The sequence below is a fragment of the Paenibacillus liaoningensis genome, from assembly GCF_059609455.1.
Map to the genome: position 1 here is coordinate 264,140 of NZ_JCAALU010000007.1, position 19,076 is coordinate 283,215.

General features: G+C 47.9%; 16 protein-coding genes and 2 pseudogenes. 3 read left to right on the top strand and 15 right to left on the bottom strand.

What is annotated here, in order from left to right; translation table 11 throughout:
* Nucleotides 1–133: 133 nt before the first annotated feature.
* The 11 genes and pseudogenes from AC6B99_RS12385 to AC6B99_RS12435 all read right to left on the bottom strand — a co-directional run bounded on the left by AC6B99_RS12385 (nucleotide 134) and on the right by AC6B99_RS12435 (nucleotide 10,440).
* Nucleotides 134–436, bottom strand: coding sequence for a hypothetical protein (locus AC6B99_RS12385; protein ID WP_056040405.1), 303 nt, complete (start codon nucleotides 434–436; stop codon nucleotides 134–136).
* A 15-nt stretch (nucleotides 437–451) separates the two neighbouring features.
* Nucleotides 452–682 (bottom strand): hypothetical protein, encoded by a 231-nt coding sequence (locus tag AC6B99_RS12390; protein ID WP_155973424.1) that lies wholly within the window; start codon nucleotides 680–682, stop codon nucleotides 452–454.
* A 406-nt stretch (nucleotides 683–1,088) separates the two neighbouring features.
* Nucleotides 1,089–1,763: a response regulator gene (locus AC6B99_RS12395; protein ID WP_494879208.1), complete on the bottom strand. Its 675-nt coding sequence runs from the start codon at nucleotides 1,761–1,763 to the stop codon at nucleotides 1,089–1,091.
* A gap of 204 nt (nucleotides 1,764–1,967) precedes the next feature.
* Nucleotides 1,968–2,945 carry an alpha/beta fold hydrolase gene (locus AC6B99_RS12400; protein ID WP_494860327.1) on the bottom strand — a complete coding sequence of 326 codons (978 nt, stop codon included), beginning with the start codon at nucleotides 2,943–2,945 and terminating at the stop codon, nucleotides 1,968–1,970.
* Between the two features lie 192 nt (nucleotides 2,946–3,137).
* Complete coding sequence (locus tag AC6B99_RS12405) at nucleotides 3,138–4,124, bottom strand: patatin-like phospholipase family protein (protein WP_494860325.1); 987 nt, start codon at nucleotides 4,122–4,124, stop codon at nucleotides 3,138–3,140.
* A 77-nt stretch (nucleotides 4,125–4,201) separates the two neighbouring features.
* Nucleotides 4,202–5,182: an ABC transporter substrate-binding protein gene (locus AC6B99_RS12410; protein ID WP_494860323.1), complete on the bottom strand. Its 981-nt coding sequence runs from the start codon at nucleotides 5,180–5,182 to the stop codon at nucleotides 4,202–4,204.
* Between the two features lie 54 nt (nucleotides 5,183–5,236).
* Complete coding sequence (locus AC6B99_RS12415) at nucleotides 5,237–6,982, bottom strand: ATP-binding cassette domain-containing protein (protein ID WP_494860321.1); 1,746 nt, start codon at nucleotides 6,980–6,982, stop codon at nucleotides 5,237–5,239.
* Nucleotides 6,979–8,682, bottom strand: coding sequence for an ABC transporter ATP-binding protein (locus AC6B99_RS12420; protein WP_496663455.1), 1,704 nt, complete (start codon nucleotides 8,680–8,682; stop codon nucleotides 6,979–6,981). The genes AC6B99_RS12415 and AC6B99_RS12420 overlap by 4 nt, the downstream gene beginning before the upstream one ends.
* Nucleotides 8,683–8,814: 132 nt before the next feature.
* Nucleotides 8,815–8,898, bottom strand: a pseudogene (locus tag AC6B99_RS12425) (hypothetical protein); the annotation flags it as partial.
* Nucleotides 8,899–9,236: 338 nt separating this feature from the next.
* Nucleotides 9,237–9,830: pseudogene (locus tag AC6B99_RS12430) on the bottom strand (hypothetical protein); the annotation flags it as partial.
* 49 nt (nucleotides 9,831–9,879) lie between these two features.
* Nucleotides 9,880–10,440: an NAD(P)H-dependent oxidoreductase gene (locus tag AC6B99_RS12435; RefSeq protein ID WP_494860315.1), complete on the bottom strand. Its 561-nt coding sequence runs from the start codon at nucleotides 10,438–10,440 to the stop codon at nucleotides 9,880–9,882.
* Between the two features lie 196 nt (nucleotides 10,441–10,636).
* Between AC6B99_RS12435 and AC6B99_RS12440 the strand changes: the two genes are divergently transcribed.
* The 3 genes from AC6B99_RS12440 (at nucleotide 10,637) to AC6B99_RS12450 (ending at nucleotide 14,466) form a co-directional block, all read left to right on the top strand.
* Nucleotides 10,637–12,076 carry a spore germination protein gene (locus AC6B99_RS12440; protein ID WP_494860313.1) on the top strand — a complete coding sequence of 480 codons (1,440 nt, stop codon included), beginning with the start codon at nucleotides 10,637–10,639 and terminating at the stop codon, nucleotides 12,074–12,076.
* Between the two features lie 129 nt (nucleotides 12,077–12,205).
* A complete protein-coding gene (locus AC6B99_RS12445; protein WP_494879202.1) occupies nucleotides 12,206–13,375 on the top strand; it encodes a Ger(x)C family spore germination protein in 1,170 nt (389 codons plus the stop codon).
* Nucleotides 13,372–14,466: a GerAB/ArcD/ProY family transporter gene (locus AC6B99_RS12450; RefSeq protein ID WP_056040425.1), complete on the top strand. Its 1,095-nt coding sequence runs from the start codon at nucleotides 13,372–13,374 to the stop codon at nucleotides 14,464–14,466. The genes AC6B99_RS12445 and AC6B99_RS12450 overlap by 4 nt, the downstream gene beginning before the upstream one ends.
* A gap of 33 nt (nucleotides 14,467–14,499) precedes the next feature.
* Here the strand turns inward: AC6B99_RS12450 and AC6B99_RS12455 are convergent, their stop codons facing one another.
* The 4 genes from AC6B99_RS12455 to AC6B99_RS12470 all read right to left on the bottom strand — a co-directional run bounded on the left by AC6B99_RS12455 (nucleotide 14,500) and on the right by AC6B99_RS12470 (nucleotide 19,072).
* Nucleotides 14,500–15,513 (bottom strand): LacI family DNA-binding transcriptional regulator, encoded by a 1,014-nt coding sequence (locus AC6B99_RS12455; RefSeq protein WP_496663456.1) that lies wholly within the window; start codon nucleotides 15,511–15,513, stop codon nucleotides 14,500–14,502.
* A gap of 164 nt (nucleotides 15,514–15,677) precedes the next feature.
* Nucleotides 15,678–16,508, bottom strand: a complete 831-nt coding sequence (gene iolB, locus AC6B99_RS12460) for a 5-deoxy-glucuronate isomerase (RefSeq protein ID WP_496663457.1) — start codon at nucleotides 16,506–16,508, stop codon at nucleotides 15,678–15,680.
* A 32-nt stretch (nucleotides 16,509–16,540) separates the two neighbouring features.
* Entirely contained in the window at nucleotides 16,541–17,566 is a 1,026-nt protein-coding gene (gene iolG / locus AC6B99_RS12465; RefSeq protein ID WP_056040431.1) for an inositol 2-dehydrogenase, read from the bottom strand.
* A gap of 54 nt (nucleotides 17,567–17,620) precedes the next feature.
* The gene (locus AC6B99_RS12470; protein ID WP_496663458.1) at nucleotides 17,621–19,072 is read right to left on the bottom strand and encodes a CoA-acylating methylmalonate-semialdehyde dehydrogenase; all 1,452 of its coding nucleotides are present in this window, start codon (nucleotides 19,070–19,072) and stop codon (nucleotides 17,621–17,623) included.
* Nucleotides 19,073–19,076 lie beyond the last annotated feature (4 nt).

Below are 19,076 nucleotides of genomic sequence, written 5' to 3' on the forward strand. Positions count from 1 at the left end.
GCCAATGCACACGTCGGATATGCGAGCGATTACATTTTTGACATCTTGTTTGATTCTGACTTTACTAAAGCGCCATCCATCTCGAATACTCGACCTTTGTTCTACAGTTTTTTTACAAAAAGCAAAGTCGGCATTATAGATTCATTGACTGGATATGCTCTTTTGTCTCTGCCGTTCCTAGATGCCCTATTGTATTGTATATTTCTTTGAGATAGTAATCATATCCGTCATTCTCGAGATCGTGATGATATGGAATTCCTGGAATGGAGTTTCTTAACAAACTTTCGTTATCGAAATTTTCCATTTCTTCAAACAAATACAACAACTGTTGCAATTCCTCCGACGTTGCTTCGATTTCGAATTCGTATGAGGCATCTCCTTGCCTAGTCATTATAGTTTTGGATTGAACTGAAACATAATATTTTTGCTTCTCCATGCGCGTGCCCTCCTCTTATGACTCCTTCAGGAATATCCATATCATTGCAAGCACGATCGTTATCACAGGGGCGATTACATATATCATGAAGATTGGATTCGCGATGATCGGATGCTTGACCGTTGTTAAACTTACATCCTTGTCAAGGGTCGTATTTTTCACTTGCAGCTTTCGGGAAACCATGATTGATCCGAACACCCCGTAAACACAAGCCACTATTCCTAAAATCGCTAACAAAATATACAATTTGCTAGTCCCCTTTCCTAAAATCTTTGCCACCTTATTTTGTTTCCTTAGATATTTTTTATTCATTTTATGTTAGACAACAAAATTTTGATTTTTTGTCGGCTAAATCGAGTTATTGATACCGATGCTTTCCAAATGAGAGTCCTGCTTTTAAAAAAAGCCCTTGCCCCAGCTAGGGACAAGAGCTTAAGACATTGAGTGAATTCTCCTGCAACTGCGGCTTGGACAATCCGAATTATGTGTAGTGCGACGATGACCCCTCGGATTTACTTAAATCACTTCTCCGCTGAGCACTTTATTTACTTGTTCCATCGTTACAGAGGCAGGATTGTGCCCATTTAACATTCCGTAAGACTGGAATTAGTCTGCTTCATCATAAATTTGAAGATGGTAAGACTTGAGCTGATCATTCATAAACCTCAAGCCGGTAGCCAAGTCCGCGCACCGTCTCGATGCGAAATTCCGGTGTAGTCCCGAACCGTTCGCGCAGACGCTTAATATGTACGTCTATTGTTCGATCATCCCCAGCGTAATTGATCCCCCAAATTTGATCGATCAACTGCTCGCGCGTATACACTTGCCCGGGAGTTCCAGCAAGCTTATACAGCAATTCGAACTCCTTGAGCGGCAAAGTCAGCGACTCGCTCCCTCTCATCACCTTATAGGACTGCCGATCAAGGATGACGTTGCCAAACTGGATCGTCTGCGTGGAGCCAATCCGGTATCGTTTCAGCAATGCCCTAACCCGTACCGTCAACTCCAACGGATCGAATGGTTTCGTCAAATAATCGTCCGTCCCTAGCTCGAACCCCTTCACTTTCTCCCATGTTTCGCCTCGTGCAGTCAGCATAAGCAGCGGCAGATCAGGATTGGCTCTTCTGAGCTCCTTGCATAACGTCCAGCCATCCATTATCGGCATCATAATATCGAGTACAACAAGATCGACATGCGTCGAAGCGTAGACGTCCAGAGCTTCCTTGCCGTCCGCAGCTTCAACTGTTGCGAATCCGTCGTTGCGTAGAAATAAACAGACAAGTTCGCGAATGTTCGCATCGTCGTCAGCAACCAGTATTGTAAGCATTCGGTCCCTCTTTTCCTATTTTCCATCTCTTATTGAAGTAACCATTATACTACAACTAAATGGGGATTGTCCTATTCTTCCTGCATCATGATGCTAGGAAATTGACGATATTTTGAGGCATAGCTTGAGTAACAAGAAGGCTCGCGATACAGTACAAATGCCAAAAAGAAGATGGCCCGAACCAGGGCGATCTCCTTTATTTGTCTAGCGCTTAGCCAAAGCCAATATTTCTTCTGCAACAAGCTCCGGCTGGTATTGATGAATGTAGTGCTCGGTGTCTTTAACAACGATTTGCTTCGGCTGCAAGGACCAGGATGTAAACGCTGCTTGGGTTTTGGTCCACAGCTCTTCGCTCGCCCCTAAATAATCAGCCGTCAATATTGTAAGCGGAAAAGGAAACGGCTGTTTCGCATCCAATACGACCTTTGCATTAGCCTGTGAACGCAGCAGTTCGTCCTCTATATTGGCATTTTCAAGCTTAAGCAACGATGCTGTATGATCAATCTTCTTTAAGTCATCGGACACAAACTTCAATCCGTTGCGAGCAGCAAGCGAGCTTTCGATAACGCTGTCGGATTGAAATAGTAATCGAATCACACCCGTTTTGATCAGGAGCTTACTGAGGGTGCTACTTACTGGCTTTTCAGAATCGTTGTAATAATATTCCGGACTTCCGCCATCCAGCATCACAATTCCTTGAACTTCGTCTGGGTATTTCTGTGCATATCGAATGGTTTCCAGCGATCCCAACGAATGTGCCACAAGCAGATAAGGCGGCTTTTGACCAGATGTCTCCAGCAATTCGTGAATTTCATCCGTTATCGTATCGATATCACGCTTCTTATCTGTTGTATCACTATAGCCATAGCCAAATCTGTCGTAAACGGCGAATTTCACATGAGGTGCGAGCCTCTCATATAGCGGAGAAAAATCCACATAGGGATTGGCGGTGCCCCAACCGGAGGCAAACACAACGGTTACATCCCCTTGGCCGCCCGTATATACATGCATATTTTCCCCATGCACCTTGTAAAGCTTACCGCTAGGTGTGTAAGATTTCAAATCATTTCGGATGCTTGCTTGTTCATATACGGCTCCTGCTCCCAATAGCACAACGATAGCAAGCAAACCAAAAGCTACTGTCTTCCCTAACCGTCTAACCCATTTTCTCGTCTGTCCCACTCCCCTTGTCATAGTCACATTATAGCGGTTCAATCTTATGTAAGAGAAAACTCTATCTTAATTCCAGCTTAATTGTTTATTCTGCTAACCTGCCATACGATCCAACTAGCTATTCTTATTCAAAAAATAAGCTGTGGCCGCCGCAGAATCATGCTCTGCAGCGGCCACAGCCTGTTTACCTACATTTACTGTTTAGTGATACACCGTTGTTTCCCCATGTCGCTGACTGTCATCTGGCTGCAGCGACATAGCAGCAGCATTTTCTTTGTCTCTAAACTTATGTTTATACTGTTCAAAATCCCATTTTTCTAAAAACTTCTCCGCCGCCACTTGGCCTGACAATAATAACGATTGCCTATCGTTTTGCGTTAAATCAAACTTTGTCGTCGTTACCGTTCCGGTTGGTATAAAAATCGATCGCTCTTCCGAATGTTCATCCACATGCCGCTGATCATGAGCCTGCAGCATCGTTTTAAATATAGCTTTGAGCATCGACACTGGACCATTAATGTTCTGGGATTGCGCATAAGTGCGTTTTTCCGATAAACGAAAACCAAAAGTTGGCCACCGCGGAATTCCTTGCACATCAAACAGCCAAATTGGATAGTTACTGAGCATGCCGCCATCAAGCATGTAATAGGGCTTCTTATTAATTGCGGTTTGCCACAAGTAAGGCTGAAAAAAGAAAGGAAGCGTAGTACTCATTCTTACAGCCGCCGCTATCGGAAAAGCAGCAGCTGATAAACCATAGTGGGGCAAATCATTAGGAAACACAACGATTTTTCCATTGCTTATGTTTGATGCAAGGATGGACAGCTTCCCTTCGGGAAGATCTCCGAACGTTTCAATTCCCTTTCTCTTTAACCACTCCGTCATAATCTGCTCCAAAATATGGTTGCTATAAATACCGGACTTCACCATCAAAGGAATCGTCTTGTTCAAAATGGGCAAGTTGTTCATTCCTGTGCGCCCGAGTAATTTTACGTAATCTAGAGACTGCATCAGTTGTTTAATTTCGGAACTCGTGTAATCACAGGCTAATAAAGCCGCGACTATCGCTCCAGCTGAAGTTCCCGCCAGCTTGTTCCACGTATAGCCCTTAGCCTCCATAGCTTCAATTGCGCCTACAAAAGCGATGCCCTTCACACCACCGCCTTCAAAAACAGCATCGGCCTTCATTTTCAGCAATCTCCTCCTGTGCATATTTCTGCTTATAGGAGTATTTTGCTTCTTCGCATTTTGTTTTATGCCTGAAATTATGAATCCTTATGATGGTCCAAAATAAGCTGGCCAACCCGGTTCAGCAGCTCCAGTCGGCCTATGGCCGTATAGGAATAGTTATAGTTATCGACATTCGAAATTTTATAGATGTTGCCTTTTTGGACCGCTGTTATATTGTTCCATACGTTGCTGTCCTCCATTTTATTTTCATCATTTTCCATTAAAAGCATATGATCTGGATTGATCGCGGACAAGCCCTCCAAGCTGATTTGCTTGCCGCCCCAATCCTCGGGATCAGGTATGCCCTTCGTACGTTTCAAGCCTAGATCTTTGTAGATAAGCTCCGCCGATCCCGTAGTAGAGTAAACAACGATGTTGTTCGGATACGTTTCAACCATCCCGAAGGATTCATCCTTGATGACCGGCGCTAGCTTTTCTTTCCATTCCGTTGCTGCTGCATCATAACCGGCTATCCATTGCTTCATTTTTTCCTCTTCATTAAATAGCTCGGCCAAGAAGCTGAACCGCTCTCTCCATTCATAATAGGCATGCGGAATAATAATGGTAGGAGCAATCTGGCTAAGCTGCTCATACATTTCCGTATTAAACGTGGCTCCCAAAATAATCAAATCCGGATCTGCGGCTGTGACCAGCTCAATATTGATAGGCTCTGCATACCAGTCCAGATTAATCGTATCCTTGCTCATCCGGTCTTTAATGGTCGGCGACAGCTCGCTTTGATTTCCATAATCTGCATTTGCAGTAGCAATAGGTTCATTGCCGAGCAGCAGCAGCTCCTCGGTTGCTCCAGAAAGATCAGCAATGCGCTGAGGCTTGAGCGGAATAACAACCTCTTCTCCATTCGGGTTTTTCACCGTTTTCGTTGTTTTTGCCGCTTCGTTGCTTGCCGTCGTTTCAGGCTGGCTAGTCGCCCCCGTCCCATTCGCTGGCTGGCTGCCACAGCCCGCCAATATGATCATACAACTTAACACCAACATCACAACTGCCTTTTTCATCGTTGTTTCTCCTCTCAAAATGTATAAGCTAGATTTTTAGCCAGCTGTCTTAGCTCAGGTTTTAACCTGCCAGCCCTCGACCTGCTGCTGCAAATGCCATAAACGGGAGTAAATACCCTGTCCGCCCAGCAGTTGGTCATGTGTTCCTTCCTCGACCAAACGCCCTTGATCGAGCACGATAATGTTATCTGCGTTTTGAATCGTCTTTAAGCGATGGGCGATCAATATCACCGTTTTATCCGCTACCAGCGCATTAATCGCTAGCTGGACAGCCGCCTCATTTTCAGGATCAAGAGAAGCGGTAGCCTCATCGAGTAAAATAATAGAAGCGTTCTTCAGCAGCGCGCGTGCAATCGATATCCGCTGTTTTTCACCGCCTGACAGCGTTGATCCGCCTTCCCCAACTGGCGTGTTGTAGCCTTGCGGCAGTCTGGAAATAAAATCATGACAGCATGCACGCTTCGCCGCTGCTTCAATTTCCGCTTGACTGGCATTCATTTTTCCAATCCGAATATTGTTTCCGATCGTATCTTGAAACAAATAAACATCCTGAAAGACGATAGAAATGTGCTGCAGCAGTTTTTCAGGAGCAATCGAGCGGATTGATTGCTCGCCGATGCGAATCGTCCCCGCCTGAATGTCCCAAAATCTCGCGATTAGACGAGTAATGGTGCTTTTCCCGCTCCCCGATGCCCCAACAAGCGCCGTAATCGTCTTTGGCTTAATCGTAAAGGATACGCCGCTGAGCACAGGCGTCTTCGCCTCATACCCGAAGGTCACCTGGTCAAAAATAATGCTGGGATGAGCCTCCGCAATATTTGCGCTCCCCTCCAGCGTCTGCTCCTGCTGCACATCCATAATGCGCTGGGCACTGTAGGCGGAATAACGCATTTCTCCGTAATTCATCAGCACAATCGTCAAGGGCTCAAAGATTTTCGTTCCGACGAGCAGAAACAGCAGAAAGACAGGCAAAGACAAGCTGCCGCCGACAAGCAAATAGCTGCCGGTCCAAATCATTAGCGTCATTCCCGATCGGGCAAGCAGCATCGCCCCCATAATCATCGGTCCCATAATCGCTTCCAGCCGGATTGATGCTTGTTTTAGTCGGTCAAACGAAAGGCGCAGCCGCTCAAAGCGTTCGCCGCCCAAATGATGAGCTTTAATTTCACGAATGCCCGTCAAATATTCCTGAAGACGGCTGGCCGCCTCATTTTTAGCTTGCACGTGGTTTTCGCTCAGCCGTGCTTGAAGCCTATCCGTCAGCCACAATAACAGCACGCCAAGCGGAACGGCGATAAACATCGCCAGCGCCATTCGATAGTCCAGCCATATAAGACCGGTTAGCGCCATAATGGGCAGCACGACAGCGCTGATGAGCTGCGGCACATTGTGAGAAATCGTATGCTCCACCTGTCCATAATCACTCAAAATAAGATTCGTCAAGTCCCCAGGATCTCGTTTGCCGAAAAAACCGAGCGATAGATGGCGAATATGCTCAGCCAGCTTTAATCGCCCTGATGCAGCGAGGCTGTAGGCCGCCCGGTACGTTTTATCGTAAAGGGAAGCGTAAGCTGCATATTCCACAAGCAGCCAAGCGAACAGTACTATGCACACGACCCACATGCGGTTCGTATTCAGGCCAAGCTCTGGCTGCGCAAACGACATGTAAATCGTATTAAAAAGATCTACAAGCAGCGCGGCAGGAATGATTTTCGCGATGCCATCCAAAATAGCAGCAATAGCAGACGGCCATAAGCTTTTAGGCGAACCGCCGGAAATGTTATAAAAGTAGTTTCTCACAGCTGAGGCTCCCCTCCTCTAACGCCCAGTTTCCATGAAGCCGCGCTTTGATGGGCCAGCCACATTTGCTCATACAGCCCCTGTTTCTTGAGCAGCTGTTCATGGGTGCCTTGTTCGACAATTTTGCCTTGCTGGACGACTAGAATCTGCTGAGCCGAACGGATGGTGGAGAGGCGATGGGCGATAATGATGACCGTTTTGCCTTTCACCAGCTGGGCGATGCCCTGCTGAATGTTGTATTCATTTTCAGCATCGGCATAGGCTGTTGCTTCATCGAGTACGAGTATCGGGGCGCGCTTAAGCAAGGCTCGGGCAATCGCAATGCGCTGAGCCTCACCGCCGGATAAATACGTACCGCCTTGTCCAATTTTGGTAGCGTAGCCTTGATCCAGCTTCTCGATAAATTCATGGCAGCAGGCCGTTTTTGCAGCTGCTTGCACTTCATCCCTGGTGGCCGCCTTGTTGCCCATCCGAATATTTTTCTCAATCGTATCGTAAAAGAGGTGTACATCCTGAAAAACGAAGGGTACGAGCTCCATCAGCTTGTCTGTTCCAATATCGCGAATGGGAATACCGCCAATCGAAATGGTGCCCTCCTGCACCTCCCAAAATCGCAGCAGCAAGCTCGCAATGGTTGATTTCCCTCCGCCTGATGGACCCACTAGGGCAGTGAGCTCGCCAGCATGCGCTACAAAATTTACATTTTGCAGGACTGGCTTAAAATCTTTGCTTTCCGTCTGCTCATAAGCGAAGGACACGTCTTGAAAGGCAATATCGTAATGATGAGGCATTTGGGGCGACGCCGGCTCTAGAGCGAGCTTCTCGGCAAATACAGCCTCAATCCGCTTATGTCCCTCGACAATTTCACGCAGCCCGCTTCCTAGATGCATTAGCTTCAGCAGCGGTGCCGATAGGCTTGGCGTAACGATGAGGAACAAAATAAACGTAATGGCGAAGGACTGGCTGCCTGCTTGACCGCTGAACAGCAATAGGCCGATCGGCACGACGAATGTAAACAGCGAAATAATGATGACAAAAAAGAGGCTGTACGACGTCTTGCAGATATCTGTAATTTTCAAAGAAACATCGCGGTATTTCATAAAGGCTTGCTTGAACGTCAGAAATGAATTTGCGGTGATGCCGAACAATCTGGTTTGCAGCCACACGCCTGCGGCAATTGGGAGCAGTAATACGAGTGCCATTCGGTAATCCAGCCAAAACAAATAACCGATTAACACGATTGGAATGACGATTGCGCTAATGAGATCGGGCAGCTGATGGGCAATAAACTTTTCAATCTTTTCCACGCTAACCTCAATAATCTTCTTGAGCTCTCCCGTTGCCGTTTTCGTATGGTATCCCATCGGCACTTTCGCCACATGCTCTGCAAGCCGCACCCGAAGCTCATAAAGAATGTTGAAAGCGGCAATATGCGAGCACAATCCCCCTACATACATCGCTGCAAGCATGGCAAGCAAGGAGACAAAAGCAACGATTCCCCAATGGATGAGCAGCTCTTTGTTCATATTGGCCGGCTGCTGCGCATGAATGAGCAGCTCCTGGACGATTTTATATACCGCAATAAACGGTACAATTTGCAGCAGGCTCGAAAGGGTCGAGAATATGCTGGCTGTTACTAACAGCCCTTTCCGCTCGCCGGCAATTTGAACTAAACCGGATATTTCAGATTTCGTCTTCATTTCACTCCGTCCCAACATAATTGATATTAAAAATCATTCTCATACATAAAGCGCGATGTATAAGCTAATATCGCATATATTGGGTTTGGGCTGATACCCAAATCGGGAGTAAAAGGTTCTTTAAGCGGATTTTTAGCGGCGGTTTCCTTTTAGCGGATAGAATTTGAAATATTCAGAGGGGTTGATCCCGTATTTTCGTTTGAATTGTTCTGAAAAATGACTTGCTTTGCTAAAGCCGACGGCTGCCGCCGCCGCGGTATTATCAGCTTCCCTTCCTCAAGCAAGCGATAGGCTTCGTCTAATCTTCGATTAATAATATAAGCATGAACAGGCAGGCCGAACAGCAGCTTGAAGCCTTTTTTGAGCTTAAATTCATTCAAGCAAACGAGCTTGCTCAATGCTTCCAAGCTAGGAGGCGTTACTAATTGCGCATCGACGATTTGTTTGGCACGGTGCAGGCTGTCAATATCAGTGCGGGATAATCCTGACAAGCGTGGCTGTGGTTGCTCTTGCAAAATCGCTTCATTGAAATAAACGGCAAGCAGCTCAAGCACCTTCCCGCTTAAATAAAGCTGTTTAATCGCTCCCTGATAATTGCAGTGAAAAATATGTTGCGTAATTCGCTTCATCTCCGGCGTCATCGAGGAATGATGAAAAGGCTCGCGATTTTCTGTCAATATGGATGAAATTTTATGCAGCGGCAGCTGCTGTAAAGCGCCAATCTCCGTTAGGCGATCCAGCTTGAGAGTTACCCCACGAATATGCTGATTGACGTTAAACTGGCAGCTGCTGCTTGTGGGAAGATGTCCGAAGGCTGAAACCTCCCCGTGCTCCAGCTGATATTCTTTTCCAAGCTCTTCTTCATTCCATTGAAGCCTTTCCCCAAGACAAAAGCTTAGTTTTAAGCTGTTGTTCCGCTCCAGGCTTTGCAAGGAAGTAGCCTTATGGAATGAGGCGTCACATATGACAAGCTCCATGGACGAATGGATCTGATTGAGCTGCCAGTAACCGCGTCCAAGCTGTTCCGGCATATGTATCCTCTGTTCTGAGGAGCTGGAACGATACAGCTGATTCAAATTATCCGCTAAAGTGCAGTTTCGATTTACCGTATTGGCAATTTCATACCATCTTTCTGCTGCTGATTCCATTCATTGGGCCCCTCTCCCACGGCTGGTGTCGAAATTTTATAGTTGTTCTTTAATCTAAAGCAGGGATATGATCGATCCAATGCACAAACTTTTGCAAATAAGCCTGCAAATATTCCTTCGTCTTCTCATCCGTTAGGCGATGCTGCTCCGCATCTACTTTCGTGTGAACTTGTGAAATAAGCAGCTTCTGAAAAGGAAGCACCTGCGCCTGGACGGACTCTAGGATATGCCGGGTTTGTAGCTGGGCATGAACGGTACCCATGCCGCCCGGCGTTGCGCCAATGAGGCCAAATGGTTTTCTGCGCAGCACGGAGCCGCGAGATGGCCTGGACGCCCAGTCAATTGCATTTTTGAGCACGCCCGGAATGCCGGAATTGTACTCTGGCGATACAATTATAACGCCATCCACTGCTTGAATAGCCGCCTTAAACGCCTGTACCGCCTCTGGTCCGTCTCCCGCCTCCAAATCTTCATTAAACAAAGGAAGCTCCTGTAGCTCAATCCACTTAAATGCAATAGAAGCATCCAGTTCGCTCAGCGTCTGCGCCACCATTCGATTATATGAATTTTTTCGCAAGCTTCCTACGATTAGTCCAATTGTTTTTGTCATTTTAATTAGCCCCTTTCTCCGCAACACTTGATTCGATCTTTAACTTAAATACCATTTTACTTGCTTTCCAAAATATTGACTAGCTTTCCATTCAAATTACGCTCTGCGTTCATCGAATAATATAGCCAATTTTAGCCACAATAACTATGTGATCCGTACGAAAATGACAAGCTTTAGCAAAAGGAGCTGCAGAAAAATGCCCAAGAGCAAGGTAAACACGACGCGCGACCTTTATAATGAGCTAGTGACCGAGCTTGGCAACAGCTCAGATTTATCAACGAGAAACTGCTTAATCGGCGAGGAGCGTATTTCTGCCTCCGTCATTTGGATTGATGGACTCGTTAGCAAGCAAAATTTAAATGCCGATGTCATTTCGCCACTTATTTCAGGAACCCAGCAGCTTAAGCTTCTTCATCAAAGCGAGCCTCCTCATGAGCTCCTTTGCAGCTATATACTGACAGCAAATCATGTGAAAATGGTCAATACCTCTGATGAATGCGTGCCTTTGCTTGTTAGCGGCTGGACGATTATTTTAGTAGAGGACAGCGAAGGAGCCATTGCTGTCAATACGCAAGGCCTTGAAACCCGCAGCATTGATGAACCAGCTTCGTCCAGTGTCATCCGCGGGCCGCGAGATGGCTTCGTGGAATCTTTAAGCGTTAACATTTCGCTCATTCGCAGGCGTATTCGCGACAAGGCTTTTCGTGTGGAGACGCTGACGGTTGGCAATCTGTCGCATACCAAAATAGCGATGGTCTATATCCATGACCGGGCAGACAAGGAAACCGTTGACGAAATACGCAAACGGCTGCAGTCGATCGATATCGATGCGGTATTGGAGTCCCACTATATTGAAGAAATTATTAAAGACAGCCCGACCTCCTTTTTCCCGACGGTATACAGTACCGAGCGGCCTGATGATGTGGCTGGCATTATATTGGATGGGCGTGTAGCTATTGTGGTCGACGGCACTCCATTTGTGCTCGCCCTGCCTTGTACGCTGTTTCATTTGCTCAAGACGACCGAGGATTTATATTTGGCTTACCCTGTGGCTACTTTCATTCGGTGGATTCGTTATGCCGGTTTTTTCATTACGCTGCTGCTGCCCTCTACCTATGTCGGCATTTTGACTTACCACCCGGAAATGGTTCCCCCACAGCTGCTAAGCAGCATATTGTCTGCACGAGATGGTGTTCCTTTCCCCGTCTTGATGGAGGCGCTGATTATGGAAGTCATTTTTGAGGGGCTGCGCGAGGCCAGCATTCGAATGCCGCGGTCTATCGGATCTGCCATCAGTATTGTAGGAGCGCTCGTTATTGGCGAATCCGCAGTACAAGCAGGTATAATCTCTTCCCCATCGGTCATGATTGTTGCCGGCACAGCGATTGCCTCGTTCACGATACCTTCGATTTCTCTGTCGGGAACGATTCGGATGCTGCGGTTTTTCATGCTGCTGCTCGCTTCGCTATTAGGGCTTTACGGCATTATTATTGGGCTATTTATGCTGGGAGTTCAGCTTGCCTCCATTCAATCGGTGGGTTTGCCCTATTTATCGCCATTCGCTCCGTTTAAGAAAAAAGAAGCCGAGAAAGCTATATTTCGTGTTCCTTGGTTTACACTTCGCAATAAACGTTAAAATTGAAGTCCAAGGTGAAACGGCTGCCCTCCGTCCTTTGGCGGCGCCGCGCGTTTCAATCCGAGAAATAGAGAGAAAGGATGGAAAAATCATATCCTTTCCTATATTTTAAAAAAGGGGGACTACTATGTGTTTCTCCACCTTAGTAAATATGCCTGTTTCCTTAGTATGCTGCTGCTGCTTAGCGGCTGCTGGAGCCAAATCAATTTTGATCAATTGACCGTTGTTTCAGCCATTGGTTTGGATGTAAATAAACAGGGGCAGCTCCAGGTTACCGTCCAGCTCGTGAATCCGACACTTCCCGTTGCCGCTGGTGGAGGCGGACAGCAGCGCAGAGCGATTGCCACATATTCGGCAAGCGGGTTAACAGTTGAAGATGCACTTGAGACGATTCGCAAGCAGGCGAAGAAAAGCCTCTTTTTCTCCCAGACGAAGGTTCTTCTCATTGGAGAACGTTTAGCCAGACAAGGCCTGGATCATAAGATGGATTTCTTCTGGCGGGAGCCGAATCAGAATTTCAACTGCTGGGTGATGGTTTCACGGCGTCCTGTCAAGGAAGTGCTGACTGATTCCAAAGAGCTGCAAGCTGTAGCCGCCGACGAATGGAAAGCTTATTTTAAAAATAAAACCTACAAGCCGACAAGCGGCGGCATCCAGCTTTATCAATTTTTGCCTAGACTGGAGCAGTCAAGCTTTCAAGTAGCAGTGCCTGGATTGCTTAAGGTTGACAATTCAGGCTCTAAGGATATCGTGATGGAAATTACGGACCTTGCTGTCTTTCGCAATAATCTGATGGTAGGCTGGCTGAACAGCGAGGAAACGCAGGTTGTAAGCTGGTTGACCCAGCTATCCGCGCAGGGCTTATTCCAAATGACTACCGAGGATAAGAAATCAATCATTTTTGATTTGAAAAACATCCATATTGCTATGAAGCCAACATTTGAAAACGGACAGTTGCAAATGAACGTACGTATGAAGTCCAATGCTTCCATTAAGACGTCCACCGATACGCTGGATTTGACGGATAAGAAGACGACAGACTTAATCAAATCAGAGCTGAGCAACGCGATTACGGCATCCATAGAGAAAACCCTGTATAAGCTCTTTCGCTCCTACAAGAGCGACGCTGTCGGTTTTGGAGAAACGATCCATCGCAAAGCCCCAAAAAGCTGGGAAACGCTGAAAGATGGCTGGAACGAGGAGCTTGCTAATATTAAGGTACAGAGCAGCATTTCGATTGAGATTGTAAAATCCGGATTGCTAATTGACAGCAATATAAAAAAGGATGATGCACAGTGAAAAAGAGTCTAATTTCATCGGGTGAATTCTTTTTCATCATTTTTGTATCGATTACCTCGCTCACATTTTTCTCGGTTCCGAGCCTGCTGATCGCTAAGGTTAAGCAGGATTTGTGGCTGTCGATGGCTTTGGGCGCTTTAATCGATATTTATGTTGCTATTCTGCTTTATCGGCTGGGCAGATTGTACGCTGGCCAATCGTTAATTCAATATACACGCTCCATTTTAGGAAAAGCGGGCAAGGTTGTCGGCCTCATTTTCCTGCTGTTTTTTCTCGGAGTGATGGTTACGGCGATGTGGATTTATTGTGATTTTTTGTCTCGGACGCTTATGCCTGAGACGCCTCGCCTGGTCTTCTCGATCTCGATGACGATATGTGCCGGGCTGGCTGCCATAAAAGGTGTGGAGGCGATTGCAAGACTGAGCCAAATTATTGGCGTCATTATTTTGTTAACCTCCATTGTTTTATTTACCAGCTCCATTCCTTATATCCAGCTGCACTATCTGCTCCCGCCCTTTGAGTACGGCATTTTTCCCGCCATAAAAGGTGCCATCTATCCCGGCAGCTGGTTTGGCATTTGCATAATGATGGGGATGCTGATGCCGCATATCAAACAACAAAAGAGCATTTTAAAAATGAAGGTTTACGCCGTTGTGCTTGGCACTTCGATCATGACAATTTATTTATTGTACAGCATAGTGGTGATGGGACCCGTGATGGCAGCGCATTTTGAAAATCCAATCTATATCCTGTCGAGAATTACTCAGTTTATTATTTTCGAGAGGATCGAGGTGCTGCTGCTGCTCATCTTCATTTCCGGATCGTTCATTACCATCTCAACCTTGTATTACGCGATTACGGAAGGAACTGCGCAGTGGCTTGGGTTGAAGTCACATAAACCATGGGTATATGTATTCGGTGCCGTACTTGTGTTGAGCCCTATGTTTCCGTACAGCAATGAAGGCAGCATGGTTGATCGTTATTTAAGCTATTGGTTTCCGCTCGTATCGCTCATTATTGAAGGAGGCTTAATGACGTTCATTTTTATTTGGGCTATGATTAAAAATAGGGCGAGCCGCTCCTCTTCTTGAGCGATTCACCCTTAAGACAAACATGATCCAATGTTATACATGAATGGAGCTTGTAGAGTGCCTAATGATCAGCTCGGGCTCCAAAACAATGCGCTCTGCTTTTGCGGCAGCTGATTTGTCCTGCAACGTTTCTACCAGCAAATCAACAACCTTTTTCCCCATCGCTTCAATAGGCTGGGCAATCGTCGTCAGCGGCGGATCACTTACCGAGGCCAAAATCGTATTATCAAAGCCGATAACCGATACATCACGTGGAATACGAAGCTTAAGCTCCTTCGCTGCTTGCAGCGCGCCGATGGCGAGCAGCTCATTACAACAGAACAATGCGGTTGGCCGCTCCGTGAGCTTCAGCAGCTCCAGCGCTTTGCGCTTGCCGTCCTCCAGCGTATAGTCGCAAAACTTGACGGAGGCGTCGGACCAAGGCAGCCCCGCTGCATCGACGACACTTCTAAATCCGCTAACCCGCTCGCGGCTGCTGCTGACCTTCATATGCTCGGCAAGCACCGCGACCCGGTGATGCCCTTCCTCAAGCAAATGCCGGGCGCCAAGCGCTCCTCCTTTAAAATCCTCCACGATGACCGTATGCACGGCCAGGGCAGGCATGTCCCGCGCAATGAGCGCTACAGCGATGGACTGTGTCAGCAGCGGCTTAATAATATCTTCGTTATCGATTCCGGTACCGATAATGATGCCGTCCACGCTTTTTTGCCGCAGCAGCGACAAATAACGCTCTACCCGCTCGTCTTTATTGTCCGTGCTGCATATGACGAGGCTGTAGCCTAATCGGCGGCTCTGATCCTCAACGGCGCGGGCAATTTCAGCGAAAAAGGGGTTGGATATGTCTGGAACGAGCAGGCCAAGTGTATACGTCCGCTTCCCGGTAAGCGCGGAAGCGATTACACTAGGCTGGTAGTTAAGCCGCTCCATAATGCGCATCACTTCATTTCGCCGCTCTTCGCTGATTTTCCCTTTGCCGTTAATGACTTGGGAGACCGTCGCAATGGAGACGCCCGCTTCTCTGGCGATATCATAAATAGTAGCTTTCATAAACGACCTCCGTTACTTTTGAACTGGTAGACTTATTATGTATCACAGCATGTTATCTTGCAATGAAATTGGTGTAATTGGCTTAAAATGATAGAAACCAGCCTCCGCAAAACGAAAGCTGGTTTCTACTATTAGTTGTTGCCCTTGTAAAACGGCGCTGCTTTCTAGGCTTTAGCCGTATCTTCAGCAGGCGTCGTCATAATCCAGGCATGGTCCGGATCATTATGAAATTTCCAAATGCGGGTAGGTCCAGCCATCACGTTTAAATAATACACCTCATAGCCAGGAGGCGCACTTACAGGGTGGTAGCCGCGCGGCACGAGAACCGCTTCCCCATTGCGAATGACAAGCGTCTCGTCAAGCGAGCGGTCGTCCGTATACACACGTTGAATGGCGAAGCCCTGCTCAGGCTCTACGCGAAAATAATACGTTTCCTCCAGCAGCGATTCTTCCGGCAGCGCATCCCGGTCATGCTTATGCGGCGGGTAGCTGGACCAGTGTCCGCTTGGCGTAAACACTTCAACGACGAGCAGGCTGTCCGCTGGCGCTGTTTCTGGCAAAATATTATGGATTTGCCGCTCCAAATTGCCATATCCGCGCTGCTCTACACCTACAGCATCCGGGGCAATCAGTCTCGCTTGATGCTGGCCTTGGCCAGGAGCAGAGCAAATGGCGATATCCAGCGCAGTTACGGCTTCAATTTCATAAAAATCATCATTGGGCACGTAAACCGAATATGGCGGAATTTTCTCAAATACGCTCATCCGCTGGCCGATGTTGCTCCACTCTTCTTTCTGAGTGCGCACATCCGCGCGTCCGCTCAGCAGCACGAGGCATACTTCATTTTCAGCCGTATTCTGCTTAAGCTGCTCGCCCGGCTCCAGATGGACGATGCGAAAACCAACATACTCCCATCCTGCGCTTTGCGGCGTTATGTTCATGAGCTCGCCCTGCTCGCCCGGAGCAGCGCTTGGTTTTACGATTAAATCAGACACTTGCGCACACAACCTTTCTTGTATCCGTCTACTTACGTAAGCTCGTGCAGCTCGCTTAGCTTCACTGGCCGTCTAAGCTTTACTGACAGCTTCGCCGCTCTTGCAATCCGCTCGGCTTGCAGCGCATCGTGACCATCGACCTTTACCTTCTTATCCAGCAGCAGCGCTTCGATAAACAACTGGGTTTCCTCTACATAAGCAGCATTGTAACGTTCAAGGAAGAAGTGCAGCGGCTTATCCCGCACAATGCCCTCGGCTGTGCTAATTTCCGCTGTATTCGGGTGATCATTCGTTGCGGCGGCACTGCCCTTGGAGCCGAATACCTCGACACGCTGATCGTAGCCATATACGGCTTGACGGCTGTTGTCGATTACGCCAAGCGCCCCGTTTTGAAAGCGCAGCGTCACAATCGCAGTATCGAGATCATCGCATTCCGCGAATACAGGATCAATGAGAACATTGCCTTGCGCAAAAACTTCCTCAACCTCGCTGCCTGCCAAAAATCTGGCCATATCAAAATCATGAATCATCATATCCATGAAAATACCGCCGGACACCTTGATGTAATCTTTATGAGGCGGGTTCGGATCGCGCGACGTAATTTTTATAATATGCGTCTCGCCAATCGTTCCCTGTTCCACATGCTCGCGAATCCGTTTAAAGTTGTGGTCAAAGCGGCGGTTAAAGCCGATTTGCAGCTTTACGCCCGCTTTCTGTACCGCTTCGACTGCTTCCTCTGTTTGTGAAAGCGTCATGCTGACCGGTTTCTCGCAAAAAATATGCTTGCCTGCTTCCGCAGCTTGTTTAATAAGCGGCACATGTGTATCTGTTGAAGAGCAAATGAAAATGGCGTCAATTGCTGGGTCTGCGATAAGCGCAGCGCTGTCTTTCGTAACGGTAGCGATGCCGCGTTCAGCAGCCCATGCTTCCAGCTCCGCGTTTGCGAACAAATCGCTGATTGCGGCAATTTCCACCTGCGGGAGCCGCAGCAAGTTGTCGGCATGGATTTTTCCGATGCGGCCTGCGCCGATAATGCCGATTTTAATTTTTTGTACCATTTTGATTGGTCTCCTTTATGCGATTATCCGTTTTTCAATAAGCTACCTATCAGGCTACCAACGAGCGGTCACCATTTTTTTGCGCGTATAAAATTCGACGCCATCTGTGCCGTTGGCATGCAGATCGCCGTAGAATGATTTTTTCCATCCAGAGAAAGGGAAGAACGCCATTGGCGCTGGTACGCCAAGGTTGACGCCGAGCATGCCCGCTTCAATCGTTTCGCGGAATGTACGGACGTTGCTGCCATCCTTCGTGAATAGGCAGGCGCCATTTGCAAACTCCGACGCATTGGCAAGCTCAATCGCTTCTTCCAGCGTCGCAACCCGTGCAATCGCCAGTACCGGAGCGAAAATCTCATCTTTCCAGATCGTCATTTCCTTCTGTACGCCGTCAAACAAGGTCGGGCCGACAAAATAGCCCTTCGCATCTGCCGCAGCCGCAGCATCTTTGCGTCCGTCGCGCAGCAGCTGTGCGCCTTCCTGCTCGCCGATTTCAATATAGCGAAGCGTCCGCTCTTTATGTGGTCCACGAATGACCGGACCGAGGAAAATACCTTCCTCCAAACCGTTGCCAATCGTTAGCGAATCCGCTGTTTGCAGAAGCTTGGCTACGAGTTTGTCAGCCACGTCACCGACAGCGACGACAACCGCACAAGCCATGCAGCGCTCGCCTGCCGAGCCGAAGGCAGCGTTCGTAATTTCTTTAACCGTCAGATCAAGGTCGGCATCCGGCATAACGATAGAATGGTTTTTCGCGCCAGCGAGCGCTTGAACGCGTTTGCCTTCCGCCGTTCCTGTGCGATAGACATACTCCGCTACCGGCTGCGAGCCAACGAAGGAAATGCCTTTTACATCGGGATGCTTCAGCAAGCCGTTAACGACATCATGCGCACCGTGAACGATGTTCAGCACGCCATCCGGAAGACCCGCTTCCTGAAAAAGCTCAGCAAGACGATTCGCGAGCAGCGGCGTCCGCTCCGATGGCTTGAGCACAAACGTATTGCCGCAGGCGATCGCAAGCGGGAACATCCAGCACGGCACCATCATAGGGAAGTTAAACGGTGTAATACCGCCGATTACGCCAATCGGATAGCGGTACATGCCAGATTCTAGTCCAGTCGCAATGTCAGGAAGCTGCTTGCCCATCATCAGATTAGGCGCACCCGCCGCAAATTCAACGCATTCAATGCCGCGCAGCACTTCGCCATAAGCTTCGGCGTAGCTTTTGCCGTTTTCTTTCGTTACAAGCTGTGCCAGCTCTTCCCAGTGATCAACGAGCAACTGCTGGTATTTGAACAATACGCGTGCCCGTTTCGGTACAGGTGTGCGGCTCCATGAAGTGAATGCTTCCTTCGAATTGGCTACAGCCTGCTCCACATCTTCATTCGAAGATAGCGGCACATAAGCCAGCACCTCTTCCGTTGCCGGATTGTAAACGGCTTCTGTCTGCTGTGATACGGAGGCTACCCATTTTCCACCAATCCAATTGCTTAATGTTGCTGTCATATCC

What these genes read in the sequence shown, in the direction of transcription:
- AC6B99_RS12385 (WP_056040405.1), bottom strand. Translation starts at nt 436, where the DNA reads ATGGAGAAGCAAAAATATTATGTTTCAGTTCAATCCAAAACTATAATG.
- AC6B99_RS12395 (WP_494879208.1), bottom strand. Translation starts at nt 1,763, where the DNA reads ATGCTTACAATACTGGTTGCTGACGACGATGCGAACATTCGCGAACTT.
- AC6B99_RS12405 (WP_494860325.1), bottom strand. Translation starts at nt 4,124, where the DNA reads ATGAAGGCCGATGCTGTTTTTGAAGGCGGTGGTGTGAAGGGCATCGCT.
- AC6B99_RS12410 (WP_494860323.1), bottom strand. Translation starts at nt 5,182, where the DNA reads ATGAAAAAGGCAGTTGTGATGTTGGTGTTAAGTTGTATGATCATATTG.
- AC6B99_RS12420 (WP_496663455.1), bottom strand. Translation starts at nt 8,682, where the DNA reads ATGAAGACGAAATCTGAAATATCCGGTTTAGTTCAAATTGCCGGCGAG.
- AC6B99_RS12435 (WP_494860315.1), bottom strand. Translation starts at nt 10,440, where the DNA reads ATGACAAAAACAATTGGACTAATCGTAGGAAGCTTGCGAAAAAATTCA.
- AC6B99_RS12440 (WP_494860313.1), top strand. Translation starts at nt 10,637, where the DNA reads ATGCCCAAGAGCAAGGTAAACACGACGCGCGACCTTTATAATGAGCTA.
- AC6B99_RS12455 (WP_496663456.1), bottom strand. Translation starts at nt 15,513, where the DNA reads ATGAAAGCTACTATTTATGATATCGCCAGAGAAGCGGGCGTCTCCATT.
- iolG (WP_056040431.1), bottom strand. Translation starts at nt 17,566, where the DNA reads ATGGTACAAAAAATTAAAATCGGCATTATCGGCGCAGGCCGCATCGGA.
- AC6B99_RS12470 (WP_496663458.1), bottom strand. Translation starts at nt 19,072, where the DNA reads ATGACAGCAACATTAAGCAATTGGATTGGTGGAAAATGGGTAGCCTCC.